Genomic DNA, 19,508 nt, shown 5'->3' with positions numbered 1-19,508 from the left:
GCATTGACCATCAGTCAAGGTGCAGGACGACTTTGCCCGAAATCTCGCGGCGCATGAACCGTTCGGCGACGTCTCCGATATCTTGCCAAGACGCCTCCAGCGCAATTCTCGGCCGCAGGGATCCTAACTCGACCAGCCGTATCAATCGCTGCAGTCCCTCAGCAAAATCCCAGCCGGGCCTGGTTCCGTCCGGAGCCGTGGTCATGGCAAAACGAAGCTCGCCCTGATTGAGCGACGTCGAATGGACGCGGACAACAGCCTGGTCCGGCAAAGGAGCAGCTTCTGGAACCTCCCGCAGGACGAGGCGCGAGCGAGACGACGAATCGACGACGATCGAGCGCATCCCTACCGCGACCCTTCGAGCCATTCGGATCGGTGTTCGTGGATAAAGGCCTCCAGGGAGCGTGGCTGGGCGCCGCCCACTGTCTCCACGATGTCAGAAGGTTCGCCAAAATCACCGTCCCGGACACGCCTATAAAGGCTGTCGAGAACGTCGGTGATCCAGGGCGTCAATCCATTCAAGGCCTCTTCAATTGGCTGGTCGATGGCCTCGATCGTGCGTCCGGTTGCCGATGAAAGAAGTTCGGCGACCTCCTGCAGCGTGACGCCTTGCGGCCCCGTAATGGTGTAGTGCCGCCCATGATGGATGTCGGGGGCGAGCAGCGCCTTGACCGCCACCGTCGCGATGTCGCGTGTGTCCACCCATGCAATGGGTGCGCCACCCGATGGCATACGGAGGACGCGATCTCTTTGGATTGATTTCAGGAAGTGTCGCGCATCGGTGAGATCCTGATGGAACCACGATGGCCGCAGGATCGTCCAGCGCCCGGCATTCGCAACAACTTCTTGCTCGACGCGCCGTATCCAACTGTCGCCGGTATCTTTCTCGGCGCTCTGTTCCGAAAGCAGCACGACCTGCGCATCTGGCGCCCGCTGAACGAGGCTGCCGACCAGATCGTCAGCGTTCTCCAGGTCGGGCCGCATGAGGTAGATCGCATCGACATCAGCGACGGCAGAGTCCCATGTTTCCACCTCAAGCCAGTCAAACCGGATAGACCGAGCAGCAGGATCAGTCTCAGCGCCATAGGGCCGGGATGACCCGGCCCTGACCTCGACATCAGGCTCGCAAGCCAATTGCCGGATGACCTCGCGGCCAGTCTTGCCGCGAGCACCAGTGACAAGGACGGACCGGGTCATGCGACTTCCAACTGGTGGAGTGCAGGATAATCCGTATACCCCGTGTGGTCGCCGCCATAGTAGGTCGCGGGATCGGGCATATTGAACGGCCCGCCTGCGCGGATGCGGGCGTCGAGGTCGGGATTTGCCAGCCAGGCCGTGGCAAGAGTCACGGCATCGGCGATCCCGGACTCCACCGCTGCCAAGGCCGCATCAGGCGAGGCGGGGAAGGCATCGGGGGACGCGTGCGGGTTGAGAATGAACGTGCCCGGCCAGGCGGCCCGAAGCGTCTTCGTCAGTTCGCGGTCGCCGACCTCAACCACATGCACATAGGCAAGGTTCTCTTCGGCCAGCCCTTCCAGGAGGGGCTGATAGACCGGCGCAGGATTGCTCTCGACAATATTGTTGAACGGACTTGCCGGTGACAGCCGGATGCCAGTGCGCTCTGCACCAATGGCACCGGCAACCGCCCCTGCGACCTCGAGGGCGAAGCGGATTCGGTTCGGTATCGACCCACCATAGTTGTCGGTGCGGACATTGGTGTTGTCGGCGAGGAATTGATGAACCAGGTAGCCGTTCGCGCCATGGATTTCAACGCCGTCAAAGCCCGCGTCGATGGCGTTGCGCGCAGCAGCGACAAAATCGCCAATCGTCGCTGTAATATCGGTGGAAGTCATCTCTCGTGGTACCGGATGATCGAGCAGCCCTTCGCCGGTAAACAGCTTCTCGCCTGAGGCAATAGCCGAGGGTGCGACCGGCATCGCCTGGTCAGGATAGAGATAGGGATGCCCTATGCGTCCGGTATGCGTCAGCTGTGCGAAGATCCGGCCGCCCTTGGCATGAACTGCGTCCGTGACTGTGCGCCACCCCTGGATCTGGTCGGCCGAATGCAGGCCCGGCGTATTGATGTAACCCTGCCCGATCACGCTGGGCTGGATACTTTCGCTGATGATGAGGCCGGCACCTGCACGTTGCGCGTAATACTCGGCTGTCAGGGCGGTGACGACGCCTTCCGCTGAGGCGCGGCTGCGGGTCATGGGCGCCATGAACAGGCGGCTCGGTAGGACCAGGTTTCCGACGGTTATGGGATCGAAGAGGGTGCTCATGCGGGAAATCTCCATAATGCTTGAGTGGATCAAGTATTAGGCCATCGCGATTGCTTGAGTCAATCAAGTATGTTTGCTGGGGTGCGCGATCGCCCCGTGGTGCCTCCGGCGCATCAGGTCCCGGACCTGTCGGAACGCAACAGCCTTGAGTCACTCAAGTAATTGGGGATAGAATGGCGATATGGCTATTCCATCCGGTCCCGTTACCCCGTCCACCGACGCCGAGCGCGCAATGTTCGACTTTGTCGATGCCTATGACCGCGCCTATGAGATTGCGGCGGCCCAGCACGACATGACGGTGGCACAGGCCTGCGTCCTGGGCAGGATCAGCAAGCCACGCGGAATGCGCGATCTGGCCGACGAATTGCGCTGCGATGCCTCCAACATCACCCAGATCGTCGCGCGGCTTGAGGCCCGCGAACTCATCGAACGGCATGCGAACCCGGAGGATCGGCGTGCCCGGCAGCTCATTCGCACCCCGGCCGGCGATGCCCTCAATGCCGCATTTGAGCGCTCGTTCGAATTCGCAAGAAATGCATCGGCTACGCTCACCGCCGATGAGCAGAACGAGCTCGCCCTCCTGCTCCGAAAGGCGCTTGGCCAACCAATGGTCGATGGTTGATCCGTCAGTTGGTTGGCCCAACGAGTTTCCGATGAGGTCGGCGCACACCGGCGCGCCAACCCCTTTGCGAAACATGCCCGCATATCTAGGCGCTATATTCACCTACAACGTCGTAGAGGCCGGGAACCGGCTTGGCCAAACCCGCCAGTTTCTTGGCAAACTCGGCGGCGGCAGCATCATTCTGCGTGGCTTGAACATCGGCCGCACTCGCCCATCTGGCAACGTTGACAATGCGCTTGCCATCCTTGCTGGCCAGAAGCGTCACCGAAACGAAGCCGGGACGCTTGCTGATTACCGTGTCGGTGGCGTCCTGAAGAATTTTCGCAACCTCGGCCTGCTTGCCGTCTTCGACTTCAAGGATATTGACGAAGGTAACTTCACCGTTCGACATGACTTTGATCTCCATCTTTTTGGCGCTGCATGGAGCGCGCCGGTCAAAAGTCGAGCCCGCCTGGCGAGCTCGCAGATATGACGATCGCGCGCATGGAAATGTCAGTTGCAAGTCGCTTGCACAGGCAAAACTCTCGCCTGACATTTGAGCTGCCTGCATCGTCATTGGCTTAGAGAGGAAGCCGGTGTGCGGCTTTCCTGAAACAAGAGTCGAGGCAGAAACGGTGAAACCGACCAATCGCAAGCTCGTCGGGCATCCAAAAGATGATCCGGGGTTCCGAAAGGATGAAGCTGCGCTGATCGCGTTGGGTTATCGCCTGCTCGGAACAGTTGCTGACGCAGAAGATGCGGTGCAGGAAACCTATGCGCGATGGTACGCCCTTGACCCCGATCAACGACGGGAAATTTCCGTCCCCTTGGCCTGGAAGCGCACGACGCTGGCCCGGATATGCTTTGACCGGCTCAAATCCTCCCAACGCAAGCGGGAGGTCTATGTCGGCGAGTGGTTGCCCGAGCCGGTCCAGGGCAGCCAATTCTGGGGCTTCGCCTCCAACCCGCCGATGGATACAGCATTCGGGACGTCGGTGGGCGCTGAGTCCATTTCAATGGCACTGATGATCGTGCTCGACAAGATGACCCCACCGGAGAGGGTCTGCTTCATTTTGCATGATGTGTTCCAGTACACCTTCGAGGAAATCGCCGAAATCATCGGTCGCACTCCGCAGGCGTGCCGGCAATTGGCCTTCTCGGCGCGGAAGCGCCTGAGCAACCGGGCGCGCAGCCAATCGACGCGTGAGGACCATGCAAGGCTCAACGACGCCTTCAGGGCCGCCTGGCAAACGGGCAATGTTGCAGCGCTGATCGCCCTCCTGGATCGCGACGCCGAGGCCATCACCGATGGTGGGGGAAAAACTGCAGCGGCCATCGAGCCATTGGTCGGATCTCATGCAGTTGCCGAGTTTTTCGTGGGAATTTTTGCTCGTCAGCCGGATTTGCAAGTCGAGCCCGCGACGGTGAATGGAGAGCCCGGCATGATCGGCATGGCAGGAGACCAGATTATCGCGGTGATCACGACCTCTGTCCGGAAGGGCGTGATTCACAATATCTGGGCCATGCGCAATCCGGACAAATTGCGCTCATGGGTCAAGAGACCCTAGGGTCAGGACTCATTGATCAGAACCAGAAGATGACGGTTGCTGCGATTGCTGAGAAGAAGATGTGGGCTCATCGATCATAGCGGGTTACCCGCACTCCTGCTCTTTGCGCACAGCGGCGTCTATCGACCCGTTCGGATCGCGGGCGCCGCGCTGGCTATGGTCGCGTCGCTTGGCTGGTTGGCGGATCGGCTGGGCGGCACATCATCTATCGCCATCTGGGCGGACGGCGTTGGGCACCAGCTGCCATGGGGCATTGCGATCCTTTTGATAGTAGCCGTTGCGATATGGGCGTTCCGGCGCAGGATAAGCCGATAGGCCGATTGGATTAAGCTCGCTCAGAATATGGCAGCTTTCGCGATTGCAGCATCACGCATCGCCAATATCGGAGACAATCCGGCCCGGTGCAGCGAGACTAATCGGTTCGCTGCCGACAAGCTCAGTGAGGGTCCTTTCGAGTCTGGCGAGTTCATCGCTGCCAACCTGCTTCGCCCATCTCGAGCGCAGTTCCTCGAAAATCGCCTCGCCTTCGCGCATAACCGCATTTCCCTGCAGGGTAACCTGAACCAGCTTGCGACGTGCATCGGTCGGGTCGTCGGCGCGGGTGACGTAGCCGCGCTCCTCGAGCAGCGCGATGGTCTTGGCGGCCGCCTGTTTGCTGACTGCCAGCCGTCGACCCAGTTCCGACGCGTTGTCGGCTCCTGCAGCAATAGCCCGCATGGCGAAATCATGCGCCGGGTGCACATCATCATGGCCGCGACGCGCCAGTTCGGCCGTCGCGGCGGCCGCGAGCGAGCGAAAGCCGCCAAGCAGGAGAAGTGCGAGATCTGCGCCGGTTCGTGACATGGCGCCAGCATAAGTCGCGCCGAATGAAGTGACAACCAGGTTGTCGAAATGCGTGGACATGGACAATGGGGTTGTCTATATCTCTATAACGACAACTAGGTTGTCCAAATGGAGATCAAAAATGCAAATTACTCCTGTCGGCCAGACGCGCCCCGGCTTTACCCATCACCGCGTTGCGATCAACGCTGCCGAGATCCACTATGTGTCGGCCGGCACCAGGGGCTCGCCAATCCTTCTGGTGCATGGCTTTCCGGAAACCTGGTGGACTTTTCACAAGGTGATGCCGCTGCTTGCCGAGCGCCACCGCGTCTTCGCCCTCGACCTGCGCGGCTTCGGCGATTCCAGCGCCGGGGACGATATGCAGGACGGCAACACGGCGGCAGCGGATCTGCACGATCTCATTGCTCATCTCGATGTCGGCCCCGTACATCTCGCCGGACAAGACATTGCCGGCGCTAGCCTTTTCCAGTTGGCGGCGAAGCATCCCGCTGACATCACGAGTTTTACCGCGATAGAGATGGGCCTGGCCGGCTTTGGACTGGAGGCGCTGGCCGACATCACGCATGGCGGCGCCTGGCATATTGGGGTACTGGCCGCCCCTGGTATTGCCCAGATGCTGCTGACGGGACATGAAGACGCATTTCTGCAATTCATGTTCGCCTCGATGTCTGCCGATCCGGCAGCCATTTCTCCAACGGACATCGCAGAATTTGCCCGCACCTATGCCAGGCCCGATGGCTGGCAAGGCGCTGCGGCACTTTATCGATCAATGCTCCGCGACGGTGCCGCCATCAAGGCTATCGCCCAGGCAGAGCCGTTGAGCATGCCTGTCCTTGCCATCGGCGCGGGTGGCGGTGAGTTCACCGCCGCCACCATGGCCCAGGTGAGCCTGCACAAAATACGCACGGTTTTGCTTGATGGCGTTGGCCACTACGCAGCCATGGAAGCGCCCGACCGGATGGCCTCTGCCATGCTCGACTTCCTGGCTGATGTCGACGGTGACAAACTTTAAACGTTACAGAGGAGTCGGCCATATCGGTGTCCAGCAAACATCTCGATATTAGCCGCGACGGCGTTGATCGAACAGCAGTTGCGCTGTTTCGATCCCCTCCTGGCGCGATCGGGCCCATGAGACGAGGGCTTGCAGCGGGGCCTTGAGCGAATGCCCTGCCTCAGTCAGGGCATATTCCACGCGAGGTGGAATAGTCGGAAATGCCGTGCGCTGCACCAAGCCATCGCGTTCGAGGCCACGCAGCGTCAAGGTCAGCATGCGGTGAGAAATTCCAGGAACGGCTCGTTGCATGGCGTTGAAACGCAAAGGGCCATGTGTCAAGACCTCAACCACCAGCACGGTCCACTTGTCGCCTATCCTGTCGAGAATACGCCCAAGAGCTTTGCAATTCGCCGCAGCCTCTGTTTCGGCCTCGCCTGGTAAATTTGCCATCGTCATTCTCCCCAAACCTGCGCGCGATCAAACCTGTTCGCGAGGCACCAAATCGTGCCGTCTTGCGCCTTTCTCAGTTACCCTCTTATCGTCACGAACAAATTGTTCGTAACGATATTGGATGGATAAATGAAGATCGGCGTTAGTGGCGCAAGCGGAAATCTGGGGCAGGCTATCGTGGGAGAGTTGACCGCCCGTTCAGCAGGTCACGAGACGATAGCAATTTCTCGTACACCCGATAGGATCCCCAACGGGGTCACGGCGCGATATGGCGACTACGATCACCCCGACACCCTGGCGCAAGCCTATGCAGGCTTGGATCGGTTGGTTCTGATCCCCTCAAGCGATATGCGTCCTGGCAAGAGGAGCGAGCAGAATATCACAGCGATTGAGGCGGCTGTCAGCGCCGGCGTCAAACATGTGGTGATCTTGTCGGGAGCCGGAGCGCGCGACGTCGCCGAGCCCGACATTGGCGCGGCGTACTGGGCCAGCGAGCGATATGTTATTCGCAACGCGCCGCGTTGGACCATTTTGCGCATGAATTATTATGCGGAATCTCTGGCTCAAGAGGCAACCATGGCTACGCAGCGGGGTGCCCTGCCCGGCTTTTCTGAGAACCGTGTGGCATTCGTGGCGCGGGATGACATCGCTGCAGCAACCGCCGGCATTCTGCTGGGGGAAGGCCATGCCGGAGCGACATACACGGCCACCGGCTCCAAGGCCTATACCGGGGCAGAGCGTGCGGCACTGATTGCCGAAGTCACCGGCCAATCGCTCGGTTTTTTGGTTGTTTCCGCCGCAGCATTCAAGGCTGGCCTCGAACAGGCAGGGATACCCACGGACTTCGTGAATGTCCTGGTGAGCATCCAGCATCATTTCGCCGCTGGTGGAATGGATATCGTCACCGGCGACGTGGAGCGTCTCGCTGGGCGTCCACCGATGGCGTTGCGCGATGCTCTGGTTGCAGCCTTGCGTTAGGCCCGCCAGGTGCGCTGCCGGAAGCCCCGATCAACTCACCACCAGTTCGCGCCGCGCCGCGCCGATGACTGCCTGGGTGAGCGCGGATAGCGGATCGGCAGACAAGCGATTCACCTGCCAAAACAGGGGTACATCCAGCGAGATGCCCGGGATCAGTTCGACCAGCCGGCCTTCCGCCAGGTGATCCTTCACCAGTTGCGCCGGGTTCAGGGCCCAACCGATCCCCGCGAGGCTTGCATCGACAAAGCCCTGCGTCGAGGGCAACCAGTGGGTTGGATGGGTGACGCTCTGTCCGAAGGCTTTATGCATCCACTCGATCTGGAGGCGATCCTTCTGGTTGAAGGTGAGCGCCGGCGCCTGGACCAGCGATTCCGGCGTTACGCCGGCCGGGAAGTGGCGATCGATATATTCGAGGCTCGCGGTGGCGTGGTAGCGCAGCGCGCCCAATGGAGTGGCATGGCATCCCTGGACCGGCTTGCCGAGGGAGGTGACCGCCGCCACCACGCGGCCGCGCCGCAGCCATTCGGCTGTGTGTCCCTCGTCGTCGATCGAAACACTCAAGAGGTGGTCGGTTTGCCGGGTGAAGGCGGCAACAGCAATAAGGAACCACGTCGCCAGGCTGTCGGCATTGGTGGCGACGTTGAGCGTTACCCTTTGCATGCCGGCATCCGGATCAATGAGCCCCGGAAGATTCTCGATCAATCCCCTTTCGAGCATGCCCACATGCTCCATGTGCCGACAGAGCCATTCCCCCCGTTCGGTGGCCGTGCAGGGGGTGCCCCTCTCGATCAGGACGACACCAAGCCGTTCCTCCATCTGGCGGACGCGTTGGGAGATAGCGGACGGGGTGACATTGAGCGCCCTGGCCGCCTTCTCGAAGCTGCCCGTCTGTACCACCGTCGCTACGGCTCGCGCCGCGCCATAGTCGATCATGGATTAGCTCCGCTAAATCTTGGTTAGCTAGTTTAACTGGCCTAATCACCCTGCGCCAGTTATCTGCAGGTCCAACAATCATCAAGGGGTTCAGGTGGATTTCTCGGTTTTCATCGCCGGCATGACGATGGGCCTAAGCCTCATCGTCGCCATCGGGGCACAGAACGCCTTCGTGCTGCGTCACGGGTTGCGCAACGAGCACGTCCTGGCGGTCTGCCTGACCTGCGCCCTGTCGGACGCAATCCTGATCGTGGCCGGCGTGACCGGCTTCGGAAAGGTGACGGCCTGGCTTCCCTGGCTCGACCCGGTGATGCGCTATGGCGGCGCCGCGTTCCTGATCTGGTATGGCGCCAGGAGCCTGCTCAGTGCCCTGCGGTCGACGGAGGCGTTGCGCGTCGCAACCGAGGTGGCGAGCCCCACTCTCATGGCGACACTGCTTGCCTGCCTCGCCATCACCTGGCTCAATCCGCACGTCTATCTCGACACTGTCGTCCTGCTTGGGACGATATCGACGCAGTTTCCGGGCCTCGAACTGTCCTTCGCGGCGGGTGCCGTGATTGGATCATTCCTGTTCTTCTTCTCGCTTGGCTACGGGGCAATCTGGCTGCGGCCGGTCTTTGCCAAACCGTTGGCATGGCGCATTCTGGACGCGGTCATCGCCGTGGTCATGACCGGCATAGCGCTGAAGCTCATTGTCGGCGCCTGAGCCGTCAAAACTGGAGGCAGACCGATGTATACCCCGCCCGCATACAAGCAAGACGATCCCGAGACGCTCCGGGTGATCATGCGGCAATCGCGACTGGCGACGCTGGTGACGGCGGCGGCCGAGGGTCTGCTGGCGACGCCGCTGCCTCTGTTCCTGGACGAGACCGAGGGTCCCCATGGGACGCTCTACGGGCACCTGGCGCGGGCAAATAGCCAGTGGAGCCTTCCTGTGCTGGGGGAAGCTCTCGTCCTGTTTTCGGGGCCGGACGCCTATATCACCCCATCCTGGTACGCGACCAAGCAGGAGACGGGCAAGGTCGTGCCCACCTGGAACTATGTGGCGGTACACGCCTACGGTCCGGTCGAGTTCTTCCAGGACAAGAACCGGTTGCTTGATGTCGTTTCGCGGCTGACCACGCTCCACGAGAAAGATCGAGCGGAACCCTGGGCCGTCGCCGATGCGCCTGATAGCTACATCCAGGCGCAACTCAAGGGCATAGTGGGGATCCGGCTGCCCATTGCCCGCCTCGAGGGCAAGCTCAAGATGGGCCAGCGCGACAGTGCGCAAGACCGTCTCGGCGTCGCCAAGGGCCTCGCCGAAAGCGCTCGGGCCGGCGACCAGGCCGTCGCACCGCTCATTCCGACTGGACCACGATAGATAAGGCTCAAAAGGTCGGTGTCCGGAGGGACAGATTGCACTGATGATGGCTACTACCGCGCGGCCCGGCTGAGCTAGACCCGTTCGAGTCTTACGGTGAGGCCATTTCAATGGCTATTCAGCAGATGACAGCGCCGGTGCATGGTGACTACATGTCGATCGAGCTGCGGAGAACTTGGATTGAACCATCCACTTGCGGAACTTGATGTCAGCCTGTTGGTGACCTTGGATGCACTGCTCAAGGACAACAATGTCACCCATGCCGCGGCACGGCTGAACATCACGCAATCCGCGCTTTCTGCCCGCCTGACGCGACTTCGCCAACTGCTGGGCGATCCGCTTTTCATCCCTTCGACGTCGGGCCGAGGAATGGTCGCCTCGCCGCACGCCCTGGCGCTGAAGTCTGACCTGGCTGGGTTGTTGGAGCAGTTGAGCGCATTCATCGGCACGGCAAAAGTATTCGAGCCAGCGACCAGCACGCGCATCTTCCGCATAGCGGCGACCGACAATCCGGTGTCGATCCTGGCGCCCGACCTGATCCCTTTGATCAAGGCCGCGGCGCCGCGCGCCAGGGTGGCCTTCACCATGCCCAACAAGGCACGGATCGCCGAGGATCTCGAAACGGGCGACATCGATGTGTTCATCGGCGTTGCCGAGGACGTCGTGCCCGGCCTGATGGCGCGCAAGCTGTTTAAGGAGGAGTTCGTTACGGCCCAGCGGCGCGACCATCCACGCGGCACCGGACCGCTGACCCTGGACGAATTCTGCACCCTCGATCACTTGTTGATTTCGACCAGCGGGGGCAATTTCTCCGGCATCATCGACGCCGTGCTGTCCGACCTCGGGCGTGAGCGTCGTGTGAGCGTCTCGGCGCAAAGCTATGCCCTCGCGCCGCTGATCCTGGGCAGCACCGACCTTGTCTGCACCCTGCCGCGCCGGTTCCTGCAGCGGTTTGCCGGCACGCTGGACCTGGTAGAGGCACCGCTGGAACTGGCGCCGTTCGAGATGAGCCTGTTCTGGCATCCGCGCATGAGCGCGGATGCCGCACATAGCTGGTTACGCAAGCAAGTGCTGCAGAGCGCCAGGAACGGACGCGGGTCGAACTGACACGGCCGGGCGGCGTTCCCGGCCGTGTCAGCCGCTAGAACTCCTGCAGTAGGTAGTCGCCGACCTTGGCCGCCTCGGGGTCGAACAGCGTATCCAGCCGGGAGTTGAGCACATATGTGTCGCTTCCCGCGGTTGCGGCTGCAGTCGGCATCGAGAGTGCACTGGCCTGCTGCCGCGTGATGGTGGCGGAGCGCCAGCCATCGGTCGAGGTCAGCTCAACCACGCGATCGGCGCCAAGGTTCTGCACCGCCAGCAGGTGTTCGCCATCGACCAGATGGATGCCGTCGACGCCCACCAGTGCTTCGGGCAGCGTGACCGAGGCGATATCGGTCGGATCGGTCAAGCTGACCCGGAACAGCTCTCCGCTATTGTATTTACCGACCAGCAGGTAACCATCCTCATGCCAGGCGATCCCGTTGAGGTTGAAGCCCTGCTCGGTCAGAAACAGCGGACTCTGGGCAAAGATGGCAGCATTGCCCGAGGTGTCGATCTTGTAGATGAGCGGTGCGAAGCTGTCAGTCACATAAGCATTGCCCGCATCGTCGAGGGCGATGTCGTTGGCAAAGTGGGCGCCTTCGCTGAGGTTGCCCAGGTCATAATAGGCCTTGGGTGCGCCGGTGGTGGCGTCGTAGGTGGCGACAGCTGCCAGCGTGCCTTGGGTCGCGGCGGCGGTACGGGCGCCCGCACCCGGATCTGAATTGGTGACCCACAGCGTGTTGCTGGCATCGTCGACCAACAGGCCGACCGTCGAGACCAAACGGTCATCGGTGACGAACGGCGTGTAGGCGCCGGTTCGATCGAGCCTGGCGACAAGGCCCTGCGTGACCGAACCGAGCATGAAGCTGTCCTGCTTGGCCGAATAGGTGAAGCTCTCGGGATAGGACTGGTCCGAGTTGAAGGCTATGTCCTGAGCCACGGAGGGGGCAGCGAGGGCGAGGATGGGGGCAATCGCCACGCCGGCGAGAAGAGTACGACGGATCATTTCTGAAGTTCCTTTCGATCATCGATGACGCTGATCTAGGGGGCTCCTGCCTGCTGCAGAAATTCCAATCCTCGATGGGACAAATCGATCAGATCGATTGCTCCACGGCTTGCGCCGTAAAAACGGGTCGCCCTTGGCAGGCAGGATCGTACTGCGAGATGCCCATCCGACCCTCGCTCGTTAGAGAGTCGCGCGCTGCAGCGTCAGCAGCATAGCGGGCGTGTGCGGTCCGTTCTTCCCTAGGTGCTGGCGGGCCCGCGTCCAGCTAGACCATGAATCGTACGATTGCGCGAAGCAATGCCCAAGTGCGGCGCCGGTAACCGCCAGGACGCCGATCGCTCCGCCTAATGATCGTTCGCACGCTCAAATTGCTTGGGTTACCTCGCCCGGCGCCACCAAATGAACGGCAACTTCGGTGACAGTGGGAGCACTTTGAAGGACCGATTTGGGGGTCGGTCGCCGTCTTAAACGAGGTGGTTTGCCGACCGGCGGCTTCAAAACCGAAAAATCCGTTGCCGCGCCTCACACCCACGGAAGCGACCGCCGTCGCCAGTTGCCGCTCCTTTGCCCAAGCGTTAACCGTAGGTCTGTAGCCGCTACCCGAGTGTGAATAGATCGACTGCCGGTGAGTGACTGACCATGTCGGTCTGCAATTGCTCATGTGCGGCGTTCACCGGATCGATGCCGTCGGCATAGGGACCAACGGTCAGGCGGTTGGGGCGCGTCCCGAACTCCATACCCGCAAGACCGATGAGCATTGGGCGTTGGGCGATGCGAGCAGGCAGTTAGCGGATCGCTGCGCTTGTTTCCAAGCTCTGCCAGGTCGGCAATTGCTTAGCGATCCGCAAGCCGGAGCGGGAGGCGCAGGGTTAGAATGGCCTGGCCGTCAGCCCGTTTGAAGCAGACCTGACCACCCAGCGCCTCAGCCCGGCGGCGCATGTTATCGAGGCCGTGGCCGGAGCCGATTTCGTCATCTTGCACCACGTCATTGCCGATGGTGATTGCTGCGCCGTTGATATCGGGGCGCCCCTGAATGCGGATCGTCGCGGTCGTGCTGTGCTTGATCGCATTGGTAACTGCCTCCTGCAGGATCCGCAAAACCGAAAGCGCATTGCCAGGCGTCACGCCGGAAATCTCGGGCAATTTCTCCATCGACCAGTCCAGCGCGACGCCAAGACGCCGCAATTGCGGCTCCAGCTTTTCGCGAAAGCCGGCCATGGCCAGCGGCAGGTCCTGGTCGCCAATGTCGAGTGAATTGATCACCAGCCGCAGATCATCGAGCGCCGCGCGGGCGGCGCCTTCGACGACCTTATGATCCGCGCCGCGCTCGCTGAGTGCGATTATGGAAACCAGGTGGCCGCTGAGCCCGTCGTGCAGGTCCAGCGTGAGCCTTTGCCGCTCGTCTTCGCGTACCGTCTGGGCTGCATGCCGCCGCTCCCGCTCATGAAGAGCCGAAAGCTCGCTTTCCTGCTCGGCCAGGCGCTGTCGCAGATCGTCATTGGACCGGTCCAGGCTATTGAGACTGGTAGCCAGCCGGCGCATGAGCAGCACGACAATGGCCAGCATGGTCAGTGGCCGCAAATAGCTCGAGAGCAGGAAGGGCGCGTCGCGCAGCCCCAGCACCACGATAAAATCGCGCAGCCCGATCCAGCCCACCAGCAGGAAGGGCACGGCCAAAAGCCCCATGGTCCAGCGCTTTTGCCGCCAAAAACTGATGATCAGCATCAGGGCGGCGCCCAGATAGCCCGTCAGCGCCATGGCGACGCTGATAAGCACGGCCAGCATTGGCCACATGGGGAGCAGTCGCACGCAACCCACCAAGGCCAGCGGCAAAATCCAGACGGCGTGGATCAGCCAGGGCGGCCGGGCGCGCTCTGCCAGCGCCAGGGCCAGGCCCAGCACGATCAGGCCGAACGATCCCAGCAGCAGGTTTTGCAGCAATACCAGCGACCCGGTGGCTGCGCCCAGCGTTGCTCCCTCCATTTCAAGAAAGGTGACCGCCAGCGTGGTGCAGCCCAGCAGCGCCAACCAGCGAAACACCGGATCGTGCCGCCGCGCCGTCCACAGGGTGACCAGCCCCAAGACCACCACCATATGCAGCACGAGGGCGGCAATGCGCGCCTGCCCGGCTTGCAGCATGGCAAACCATGGCGATTTCCCCAGCACGTCGATCGGCCCGAGATGCACGGCAGAAAGATAAAACGGTATCTGTCCTTCGGTCCGGGCCAACTCCAGCCGCAACCGGTTGGTGCCCACAACGAACAGATTGGGCGGCACGCGCAGCAGCAACGTTATGCCCTGGGTCGGCTGCATCCAGGGCGATACCAGGGGCAGCGGGCCGAGATTGCCGTTGAGCGTGAAGGACAAATTGTGACGCAATGCCGGGATATAGATTTCCTGCGGCTGGGAAGGGATTTCCCCAAGGGTGAAGACGATCTCATAGGCGGCGCTGGCTGCTCCCGCTGTGGGCGGATGAAAGCTATGCGGCAGTTGCACCATTTCATTTGGCCTGCCCGCTACGGCCAGTTCGGCCTGCTCGAAGGTCAGCCCTGCGGTCGGTATGGGTAGCCGGGCCCAATCGGGCATGGTCCCCAGCACCAGGGTCAGCAGGATCAACAGGAACGCGGGCAGCGCGGGAGCCTTGCGCTGCGCCGGGGCCTCTGCGTCCGCTGCGCTCACAGCCGGATCAATCCCAGACGCGTCGCCTCGAACACCGCCTCGGAACGGTTGGAAGCCTGCAGCTTGCGGTAGATATTACGGATGTGCACCGGCACGGTCTGGCGCGACATGTTCAGCCGCTCGGCCAGTTCGGCATAGGTAAAACCTTTGGCAATACCCCAAAGAATATCCATTTCGCGTGGCGTGAGATGGGGCTTGTCAGGGGCTGGCTCGGCGGCAATATCGCCCCGCTCCGAGAGCCGCCGCACGAGCACCCGCGCAATGCGCGAGGAAATGGGGGAGCGCCCCGCCATGACATCGGTAATGGCCTCGATGAGGTCGATACTGTCGGCGTCTTTCAGCAGGTAGCCCGCAGCACCGGCCTCAATGGCGTCGAGCACGATACGCTCGTCAGTCATCACCGAGATCACCATGGCTTCGGCGTCCGGCCGGGTCTGGCGCAATAGTCTTATCGCCTCGATGCCATTGCCATCGGGCAGTTTGAGGTCGGTAACCAGCAGGTCGAATTCTTTTGCCTTGATGGCCTGCAAGGCCTCGGCAAGCGTGCCGCATTCGGCCACCAGAGCGGCTCCCTGCCAGGCGGCCAGAATGGCGGCAAGGCGCCGGCGGATCGGCTCGTCATCCTCCACCAGAACAATCCGAAGACGCTCGCTCCTGTGCCCCTCGCTCGCCATGGCGGTCCCCGCTAACCCGGCCCGACTATAGTCAGCCCCCACCGGCCAAGCATACCACTTTCATGGTATGCCCTCGCCGCGCCCCCGCGCCTATGGTCCGGCCCAGCTATGGCGCCTGGGGGAGGCGGATCATGATCGCAGCTTTTCGTCGGATACGGCAGAAACTGGACGGCCTGGTGACAAGCTGGGCGCCCGCGCAGGATGTAACCATGCTTACGCTGCGGCCCATGCCTTGGGAGTTGGACCGGAGAGGCCACCCCACACGCGGTTTGTGGACCGATATCGCCGCGCTCGCCGCCCGCGGCTGGTGCGCCGATTGCGGGTATTTTCCGGACCTTGCTGCCGGTAAACCGGAATTGCAATCCCAATCCGCCAAGGCGCGGCTGCGGCCCTTTGAAAGCTTACTGGTCCGCACCAGATTTTTCGCCATCGGCACCGGAGAATTGCTTCTCTACCATGAGCTTTGCACACCGGCCGGCGAAATTATGGCGACTTTCACCACGCGCCTGCCCCTCGCCGAACTCACGCCTGCCGACCCGAGCACATCCACGAGCACCGTCGCCCCGATACCGGCAGATCCTGTGGCCCGGGCGGCGTGATCGGTCGCCCCATCGTGCCGTGATGCCAGGTACGCATCTTGAGATTGAACAGATAGTTTTAGAAGGCGTGGCGCGTGCTCGTAGATCATATCCGACGTCCGGCTCCGCCCCGGTCGCTGAAGAACGCCGGCTTAGTTCTGATCCTTGCCGCCCTGGTTCTGATCCAGGGGGTGTCCCAGGCCGCCGCCGCTGTTTCAAACGGCAGCTTGATCTGGTCCTATGTAGGCGACGATCTCTGCGTGGCCGGGCCCTATAAGAACAGTGATGTCGCAGTTGTCCACACCAGCTTTAGTGCGACCACCGGCGGCCCAGGGGAGACGGTTTCGGTTAGTATCTGGACCTCGGGCTACAATCGCAATCAATTGACAGCGACGACGCCTGCCGGTTCCACGATTGCATCGGCATCAGGTGACGTTACTGTTCGGAGCGCTTATCTCGTCGGGAATGCCACATACCTCTACCTGCGTTCATCTTTCATCGATGCAGGTGATGGCCGAGGCGACTACACGCCACCACTTTCACCTCCGGACGCCCCTGCTGGCAATGGCGGCAATTATCACCAGACAGCCGTCGATATGTCCCAGGACCCCGACTGCATCCCCCGCCCCGATGTCCAGCTCGAATATAGTGGTGCGGTGTCCTCCGGTGCCGCCACCGTTCTCAACGGCCGCGACTTTGGCGATGTGCAAGTGGATGCCGGGTCTGTAGCCCACACGTTCACCTTGCGATCCATCGGCATCTCATCGGTCAATGTTTCGGCGATCACGGTCACTGCCGGATCCGGTTTCAGTGTGTCCCCCGCATCGCTGGGGGCGATTTCCGCTACCGGGGATTTCACGGTCAGCTTTGACCCAAGCTCGGGCGGTATCGTCACGGCGCAGCTCGATATCGTCAGCGATGCCGTCTCCGGCCCTATATCGGTGCCCCTTGCCGGCAATGGCCTGGCGGATACCACCGCCCCAGCGGCGCCGGTGATAACGGCGCCGGCCAACGGCGCAATCATCCACGACAGCACACCCACGATCAGCGGAACGGCCGAAGCCAATGCAACGGTAACGCTGACGATCGACGGCGTCCCGGCAGGCAACGCGACGGCTGCTGGCGGCGCCTGGGCGTTTGCCAGCGCCTTGCTCGCGGATGGACCGCACCGGGTCACCGCCACTGCGACCGATGCCGCCAGCAACGTCTCGCCCGCGTCGGCCGAGACGGTTTTCACGGTGGGCCAGGTCTCAACCACAGTCTCGCTTGCCGCATCGGTCCCGACTTCGACGCTTGGCCAGGCCGTCCTGTTTACCGCGACGCTATCCGGCGGCGTGGCGCCGACCGGCAGCGTTGAGTTCTTCGACGGTGCGACCTCGCTGGGCAGCGTGCCGCTATCGGGCGTCGAGGCGTCGTTGTCGCTTTCGACCCTGGGCGTGGGTCCGCACTCCATCACCGCAGTCTATTCGGGCGACACCGATAATGCGTCCAGCACCTCGGGTATTGTCGCTCATTCAGTCGATCAGATCGTCACGACGCTGACACTTGCCGCGTCGGGCCCGACCTCGACTGCCGGCGAGTCCGTCAGCTTCACCGCGACGGTGGTCGGCGCCGCGGCGCCAACCGGCAGCGTTGAGTTCTTCGATGGTCCGACCTCGCTGGGCAGCGTGCCGCTATCGGGCGTGGAAGCGTTGCTTACGCTCTCGACGCTCGGTGTTGGTCCGCACGCCATCAGCGCCACCTATTCTGGAGATATCAACAATGCGCCCAGCACCGGCGCCATTGCTCATTCGGTCGGCCAGATCGTCACGACGGCAACGCTTGCCGTATCCAGCCCCAGCTCGACGCCCGGACAGGCGGTGACCTTCACCGCCACGGTGTTGCCGGCCACGGCGTCCGGCACCGTCACCTTTCTGATCGACGGGACCGCCCAGCCTCCATCGGCAATGTCGGGGGGCGTTGCGACATTGACGACCAGCCTGCTCGATGCCGGTTCGCATGAGATTCTTGCCCGCTATGACGGGGACACGCGCCACGCCGGCTCAATGACGCCGACACTCGCCCATACGGTGATCGCGCTGGGTTCGGTCACCATCCGGCAAGAAACCGATGGCATGGATGCAGTGTTTGGCTTCTCGTCAGCAACGAGCGGTCTCAACCTGTCCGTTGCCACTTCGGGTGGGCGCGGGGCAAGCGCGGCCATATCCCTTGCGGCCGGGACCTATAGCGTCACCGGCGACGACATGAGCGGCGCCGGTTTCGGCCTTACCGGCCTGGCCTGTTCCGATGGCGATAGTATCGCCGATATCGCCAGCCGCACCGCCAGCATCGTGCTCGATGCCGGCGAGGCACTTATCTGCACCTTCACCTCGGTCCAGTCCGGCGAGAAGACCAGCCGGCTGATCGAGGATTTCCTGATTACCCGCGCCGACCTGATCCTGGCCAACCAGCCCGATGTCCAGCGCCGCATCGATCGCCTCAACGGCGCCACGCCCTCCGGTGGCAATCCCGTTTCCGCGCTGATGAATTATCTGCCGGGCGTCGTCCAGGGCGGCCCGCTTACCGTCTCCACCTCGCTCGGCGCCATCGAGCGCCTAGCCGGCAATGAGGCATCCGGCCAGTTCGACATGTGGCTCGAGGGCACTTTCGCCTTGTTCGACGCCGGCGGTCCGGACGGCACTTTCAACACTGCCAGCTTTGGAGCCGACTATCTGGTCACGCCGGACCTGCTCATCGGTGGGTTCGTGCAGGTGGACCACCTGTCGCAAAGCTCATCGCTGGATCCGGCGACGATATCAGGCACCGGCTGGCTGGCCGGGCCCTATGCCACCGCGCGCCTGAACGAAAGTCTTTATCTCGACATTCTCGCCGCAGCGGGCACATCCTCAAACCTGGTCAGCCCCTATGGCACCTATGAGGACGGGTTCGATGCCACGCGCTGGCTGCTAAGCGCCTCGCTGCAGGGCCAGTGGCAATGGGCCAACTGGACGTTCAGCCCGCGTGCCCGGGTGAGCTATTTCGAGGAAACCACCAAGGCCTATACCGATAGTCTGGGGGTTGGCATTGCCTCGATCACCGCCGGTCTCGGCCAGATCGCCGTTGGGCCAGCGATCTCCTACCGCTATGCAGCCGCGGGCAATGTGGTCATCGATACCGGCCTGCGCCTTGAAGCTATCGCCGATATTCTCAGGACCCCGACGGCTTCCGGGTTCGGCGATATTCACGCGCGTATCGAAGGCACGATCGATTTATCTCTGCCCGGAGGCGCGAAATTGGGCTTGTCGTCGGCCCTCGATGGCATCGGCGGCGACACTGGAACGGTCACCAGCGCCAAGATCAAGGTTAGACTGCCCTTCTAGCGCATTGCCCGACATTTCCATGCTCGCGGTCGTCATACAAATGGGCCCGATTGGTAAGCCCGGCGTTTGGCTGGCGCGCTCTAGGCCGCGCCATAGAGATGGAGCATAAAGTTATGT

General features: G+C 62.1%; 19 protein-coding genes. 9 read left to right on the top strand and 10 right to left on the bottom strand.

Annotated features, from left to right (window positions below; genetic code table 11):
• Positions 1 to 10 precede the first annotated feature (10 nt).
• Genes FF80_RS19520 through FF80_RS19510 form a run of 3 tightly spaced genes read right to left on the bottom strand, consistent with a single transcriptional unit; the run spans position 11 to position 2,282 of the window.
• On the bottom strand, positions 11 to 343 hold the full coding sequence (locus FF80_RS19520; RefSeq protein ID WP_152558442.1) for a hypothetical protein: 333 nt from the start codon (positions 341 to 343) through the stop codon (positions 11 to 13).
• 2 nt (positions 344 to 345) lie between these two features.
• Positions 346 to 1,197 carry an NAD(P)H-binding protein gene (locus FF80_RS19515; RefSeq protein ID WP_035103406.1) on the bottom strand — a complete coding sequence of 284 codons (852 nt, stop codon included), beginning with the start codon at positions 1,195 to 1,197 and terminating at the stop codon, positions 346 to 348.
• A complete protein-coding gene (locus tag FF80_RS19510; protein WP_035103404.1) occupies positions 1,194 to 2,282 on the bottom strand; it encodes an alkene reductase in 1,089 nt (362 codons plus the stop codon). Before FF80_RS19510 ends, FF80_RS19515 begins: the two co-directional genes overlap by 4 nt.
• Positions 2,283 to 2,463: 181 nt before the next feature.
• Between FF80_RS19510 and FF80_RS19505 the strand changes: the two genes are divergently transcribed.
• The gene (locus tag FF80_RS19505) at positions 2,464 to 2,904 is read left to right on the top strand and encodes a MarR family transcriptional regulator (protein ID WP_035103402.1); all 441 of its coding nucleotides are present in this window, start codon (positions 2,464 to 2,466) and stop codon (positions 2,902 to 2,904) included.
• 85 nt (positions 2,905 to 2,989) lie between these two features.
• On the opposite strand, the gene FF80_RS22135 is transcribed toward FF80_RS19505, so the two are convergent.
• Positions 2,990 to 3,532 (bottom strand): antibiotic biosynthesis monooxygenase, encoded by a 543-nt coding sequence (locus tag FF80_RS22135; protein ID WP_200877240.1) that lies wholly within the window; start codon positions 3,530 to 3,532, stop codon positions 2,990 to 2,992.
• Between FF80_RS22135 and sigJ the strand changes: the two genes are divergently transcribed.
• Complete coding sequence (gene sigJ / locus FF80_RS19495; protein WP_081917557.1) at positions 3,519 to 4,451, top strand: RNA polymerase sigma factor SigJ; 933 nt, start codon at positions 3,519 to 3,521, stop codon at positions 4,449 to 4,451. The two genes, FF80_RS22135 and sigJ, sit on opposite strands and share 14 nt — an antisense overlap.
• 366 nt (positions 4,452 to 4,817) lie before the next feature.
• Here sigJ and FF80_RS19490 read toward each other — a convergent pair whose 3' ends face one another.
• A complete protein-coding gene (locus FF80_RS19490) occupies positions 4,818 to 5,354 on the bottom strand; it encodes a MarR family transcriptional regulator (protein WP_200877239.1) in 537 nt (178 codons plus the stop codon).
• Between FF80_RS19490 and FF80_RS19485 the strand changes: the two genes are divergently transcribed.
• Entirely contained in the window at positions 5,353 to 6,306 is a 954-nt protein-coding gene (locus FF80_RS19485; protein ID WP_152558448.1) for an alpha/beta hydrolase, read from the top strand. The two genes, FF80_RS19490 and FF80_RS19485, sit on opposite strands and share 2 nt — an antisense overlap.
• 48 nt (positions 6,307 to 6,354) lie before the next feature.
• Here the strand turns inward: FF80_RS19485 and FF80_RS19480 are convergent, their stop codons facing one another.
• Entirely contained in the window at positions 6,355 to 6,744 is a 390-nt protein-coding gene (locus FF80_RS19480; RefSeq protein ID WP_035103396.1) for a helix-turn-helix domain-containing protein, read from the bottom strand.
• Between the two features lie 123 nt (positions 6,745 to 6,867).
• Here FF80_RS19480 and FF80_RS19475 point away from each other — a divergent pair, with 123 nt between their 5' ends.
• On the top strand, positions 6,868 to 7,716 hold the full coding sequence (locus FF80_RS19475; protein WP_035103394.1) for an SDR family oxidoreductase: 849 nt from the start codon (positions 6,868 to 6,870) through the stop codon (positions 7,714 to 7,716).
• A 30-nt stretch (positions 7,717 to 7,746) separates the two neighbouring features.
• Here the strand turns inward: FF80_RS19475 and FF80_RS19470 are convergent, their stop codons facing one another.
• Positions 7,747 to 8,649: a LysR family transcriptional regulator ArgP gene (locus tag FF80_RS19470; RefSeq protein ID WP_035103391.1), complete on the bottom strand. Its 903-nt coding sequence runs from the start codon at positions 8,647 to 8,649 to the stop codon at positions 7,747 to 7,749.
• Between the two features lie 94 nt (positions 8,650 to 8,743).
• Here FF80_RS19470 and FF80_RS19465 point away from each other — a divergent pair, with 94 nt between their 5' ends.
• The 3 genes from FF80_RS19465 (at position 8,744) to FF80_RS19455 (ending at position 11,119) form a co-directional block, all read left to right on the top strand.
• Positions 8,744 to 9,355, top strand: coding sequence for a LysE/ArgO family amino acid transporter (locus FF80_RS19465; protein ID WP_035103389.1), 612 nt, complete (start codon positions 8,744 to 8,746; stop codon positions 9,353 to 9,355).
• Between the two features lie 24 nt (positions 9,356 to 9,379).
• On the top strand, positions 9,380 to 10,012 hold the full coding sequence (locus FF80_RS19460) for an FMN-binding negative transcriptional regulator (protein WP_035103387.1): 633 nt from the start codon (positions 9,380 to 9,382) through the stop codon (positions 10,010 to 10,012).
• Positions 10,013 to 10,192: 180 nt separating this feature from the next.
• A complete protein-coding gene (locus FF80_RS19455) occupies positions 10,193 to 11,119 on the top strand; it encodes a LysR family transcriptional regulator (protein ID WP_035103384.1) in 927 nt (308 codons plus the stop codon).
• Positions 11,120 to 11,153: 34 nt separating this feature from the next.
• Here FF80_RS19455 and FF80_RS19450 read toward each other — a convergent pair whose 3' ends face one another.
• From FF80_RS19450 to FF80_RS19440, 3 genes are all read right to left on the bottom strand, one after another.
• On the bottom strand, positions 11,154 to 12,101 hold the full coding sequence (locus FF80_RS19450; RefSeq protein ID WP_052153784.1) for a hypothetical protein: 948 nt from the start codon (positions 12,099 to 12,101) through the stop codon (positions 11,154 to 11,156).
• An 834-nt stretch (positions 12,102 to 12,935) separates the two neighbouring features.
• Positions 12,936 to 14,780, bottom strand: a complete 1,845-nt coding sequence (locus tag FF80_RS19445) for a hypothetical protein (protein ID WP_052153783.1) — start codon at positions 14,778 to 14,780, stop codon at positions 12,936 to 12,938.
• A complete protein-coding gene (locus FF80_RS19440) occupies positions 14,777 to 15,454 on the bottom strand; it encodes a response regulator transcription factor (protein ID WP_035103382.1) in 678 nt (225 codons plus the stop codon). The genes FF80_RS19445 and FF80_RS19440 overlap by 4 nt, the downstream gene beginning before the upstream one ends.
• A 131-nt stretch (positions 15,455 to 15,585) precedes the next feature.
• On the opposite strand from FF80_RS19440, the gene FF80_RS19435 reads away from it, so the two are divergent.
• Both FF80_RS19435 and FF80_RS19430 read left to right on the top strand, forming a co-directional pair.
• Complete coding sequence (locus FF80_RS19435) at positions 15,586 to 16,053, top strand: hypothetical protein (RefSeq protein WP_035103380.1); 468 nt, start codon at positions 15,586 to 15,588, stop codon at positions 16,051 to 16,053.
• Between the two features lie 74 nt (positions 16,054 to 16,127).
• Positions 16,128 to 19,391, top strand: coding sequence for an Ig-like domain repeat protein (locus tag FF80_RS19430; protein WP_160172866.1), 3,264 nt, complete (start codon positions 16,128 to 16,130; stop codon positions 19,389 to 19,391).
• Positions 19,392 to 19,508 lie beyond the last annotated feature (117 nt).

Source organism: Devosia sp. LC5 (genome assembly GCF_000735585.1).
In the GTDB taxonomy this organism is placed as follows: domain Bacteria; phylum Pseudomonadota; class Alphaproteobacteria; order Rhizobiales; family Devosiaceae; genus Devosia.
This window is presented reverse-complemented; position numbering and strand designations above follow the sequence as displayed.

What these genes read in the sequence shown, in the direction of transcription:
- FF80_RS19460 (WP_035103387.1), top strand. Translation starts at nt 9,380, where the DNA reads ATGTATACCCCGCCCGCATACAAGCAAGACGATCCCGAGACGCTCCGG.
- FF80_RS19515 (WP_035103406.1), bottom strand. Translation starts at nt 1,197, where the DNA reads ATGACCCGGTCCGTCCTTGTCACTGGTGCTCGCGGCAAGACTGGCCGC.
- FF80_RS19480 (WP_035103396.1), bottom strand. Translation starts at nt 6,744, where the DNA reads ATGACGATGGCAAATTTACCAGGCGAGGCCGAAACAGAGGCTGCGGCG.
- FF80_RS19450 (WP_052153784.1), bottom strand. Translation starts at nt 12,101, where the DNA reads ATGATCCGTCGTACTCTTCTCGCCGGCGTGGCGATTGCCCCCATCCTC.
- FF80_RS19435 (WP_035103380.1), top strand. Translation starts at nt 15,586, where the DNA reads ATGATCGCAGCTTTTCGTCGGATACGGCAGAAACTGGACGGCCTGGTG.
- FF80_RS19485 (WP_152558448.1), top strand. Translation starts at nt 5,353, where the DNA reads ATGGACAATGGGGTTGTCTATATCTCTATAACGACAACTAGGTTGTCC.
- FF80_RS19520 (WP_152558442.1), bottom strand. Translation starts at nt 343, where the DNA reads ATGCGCTCGATCGTCGTCGATTCGTCGTCTCGCTCGCGCCTCGTCCTG.
- FF80_RS19505 (WP_035103402.1), top strand. Translation starts at nt 2,464, where the DNA reads ATGGCTATTCCATCCGGTCCCGTTACCCCGTCCACCGACGCCGAGCGC.
- FF80_RS19475 (WP_035103394.1), top strand. Translation starts at nt 6,868, where the DNA reads ATGAAGATCGGCGTTAGTGGCGCAAGCGGAAATCTGGGGCAGGCTATC.
- FF80_RS19490 (WP_200877239.1), bottom strand. Translation starts at nt 5,354, where the DNA reads ATGTCCACGCATTTCGACAACCTGGTTGTCACTTCATTCGGCGCGACT.
- FF80_RS19470 (WP_035103391.1), bottom strand. Translation starts at nt 8,649, where the DNA reads ATGATCGACTATGGCGCGGCGCGAGCCGTAGCGACGGTGGTACAGACG.
- FF80_RS19510 (WP_035103404.1), bottom strand. Translation starts at nt 2,282, where the DNA reads ATGAGCACCCTCTTCGATCCCATAACCGTCGGAAACCTGGTCCTACCG.
- FF80_RS19440 (WP_035103382.1), bottom strand. Translation starts at nt 15,454, where the DNA reads ATGGCGAGCGAGGGGCACAGGAGCGAGCGTCTTCGGATTGTTCTGGTG.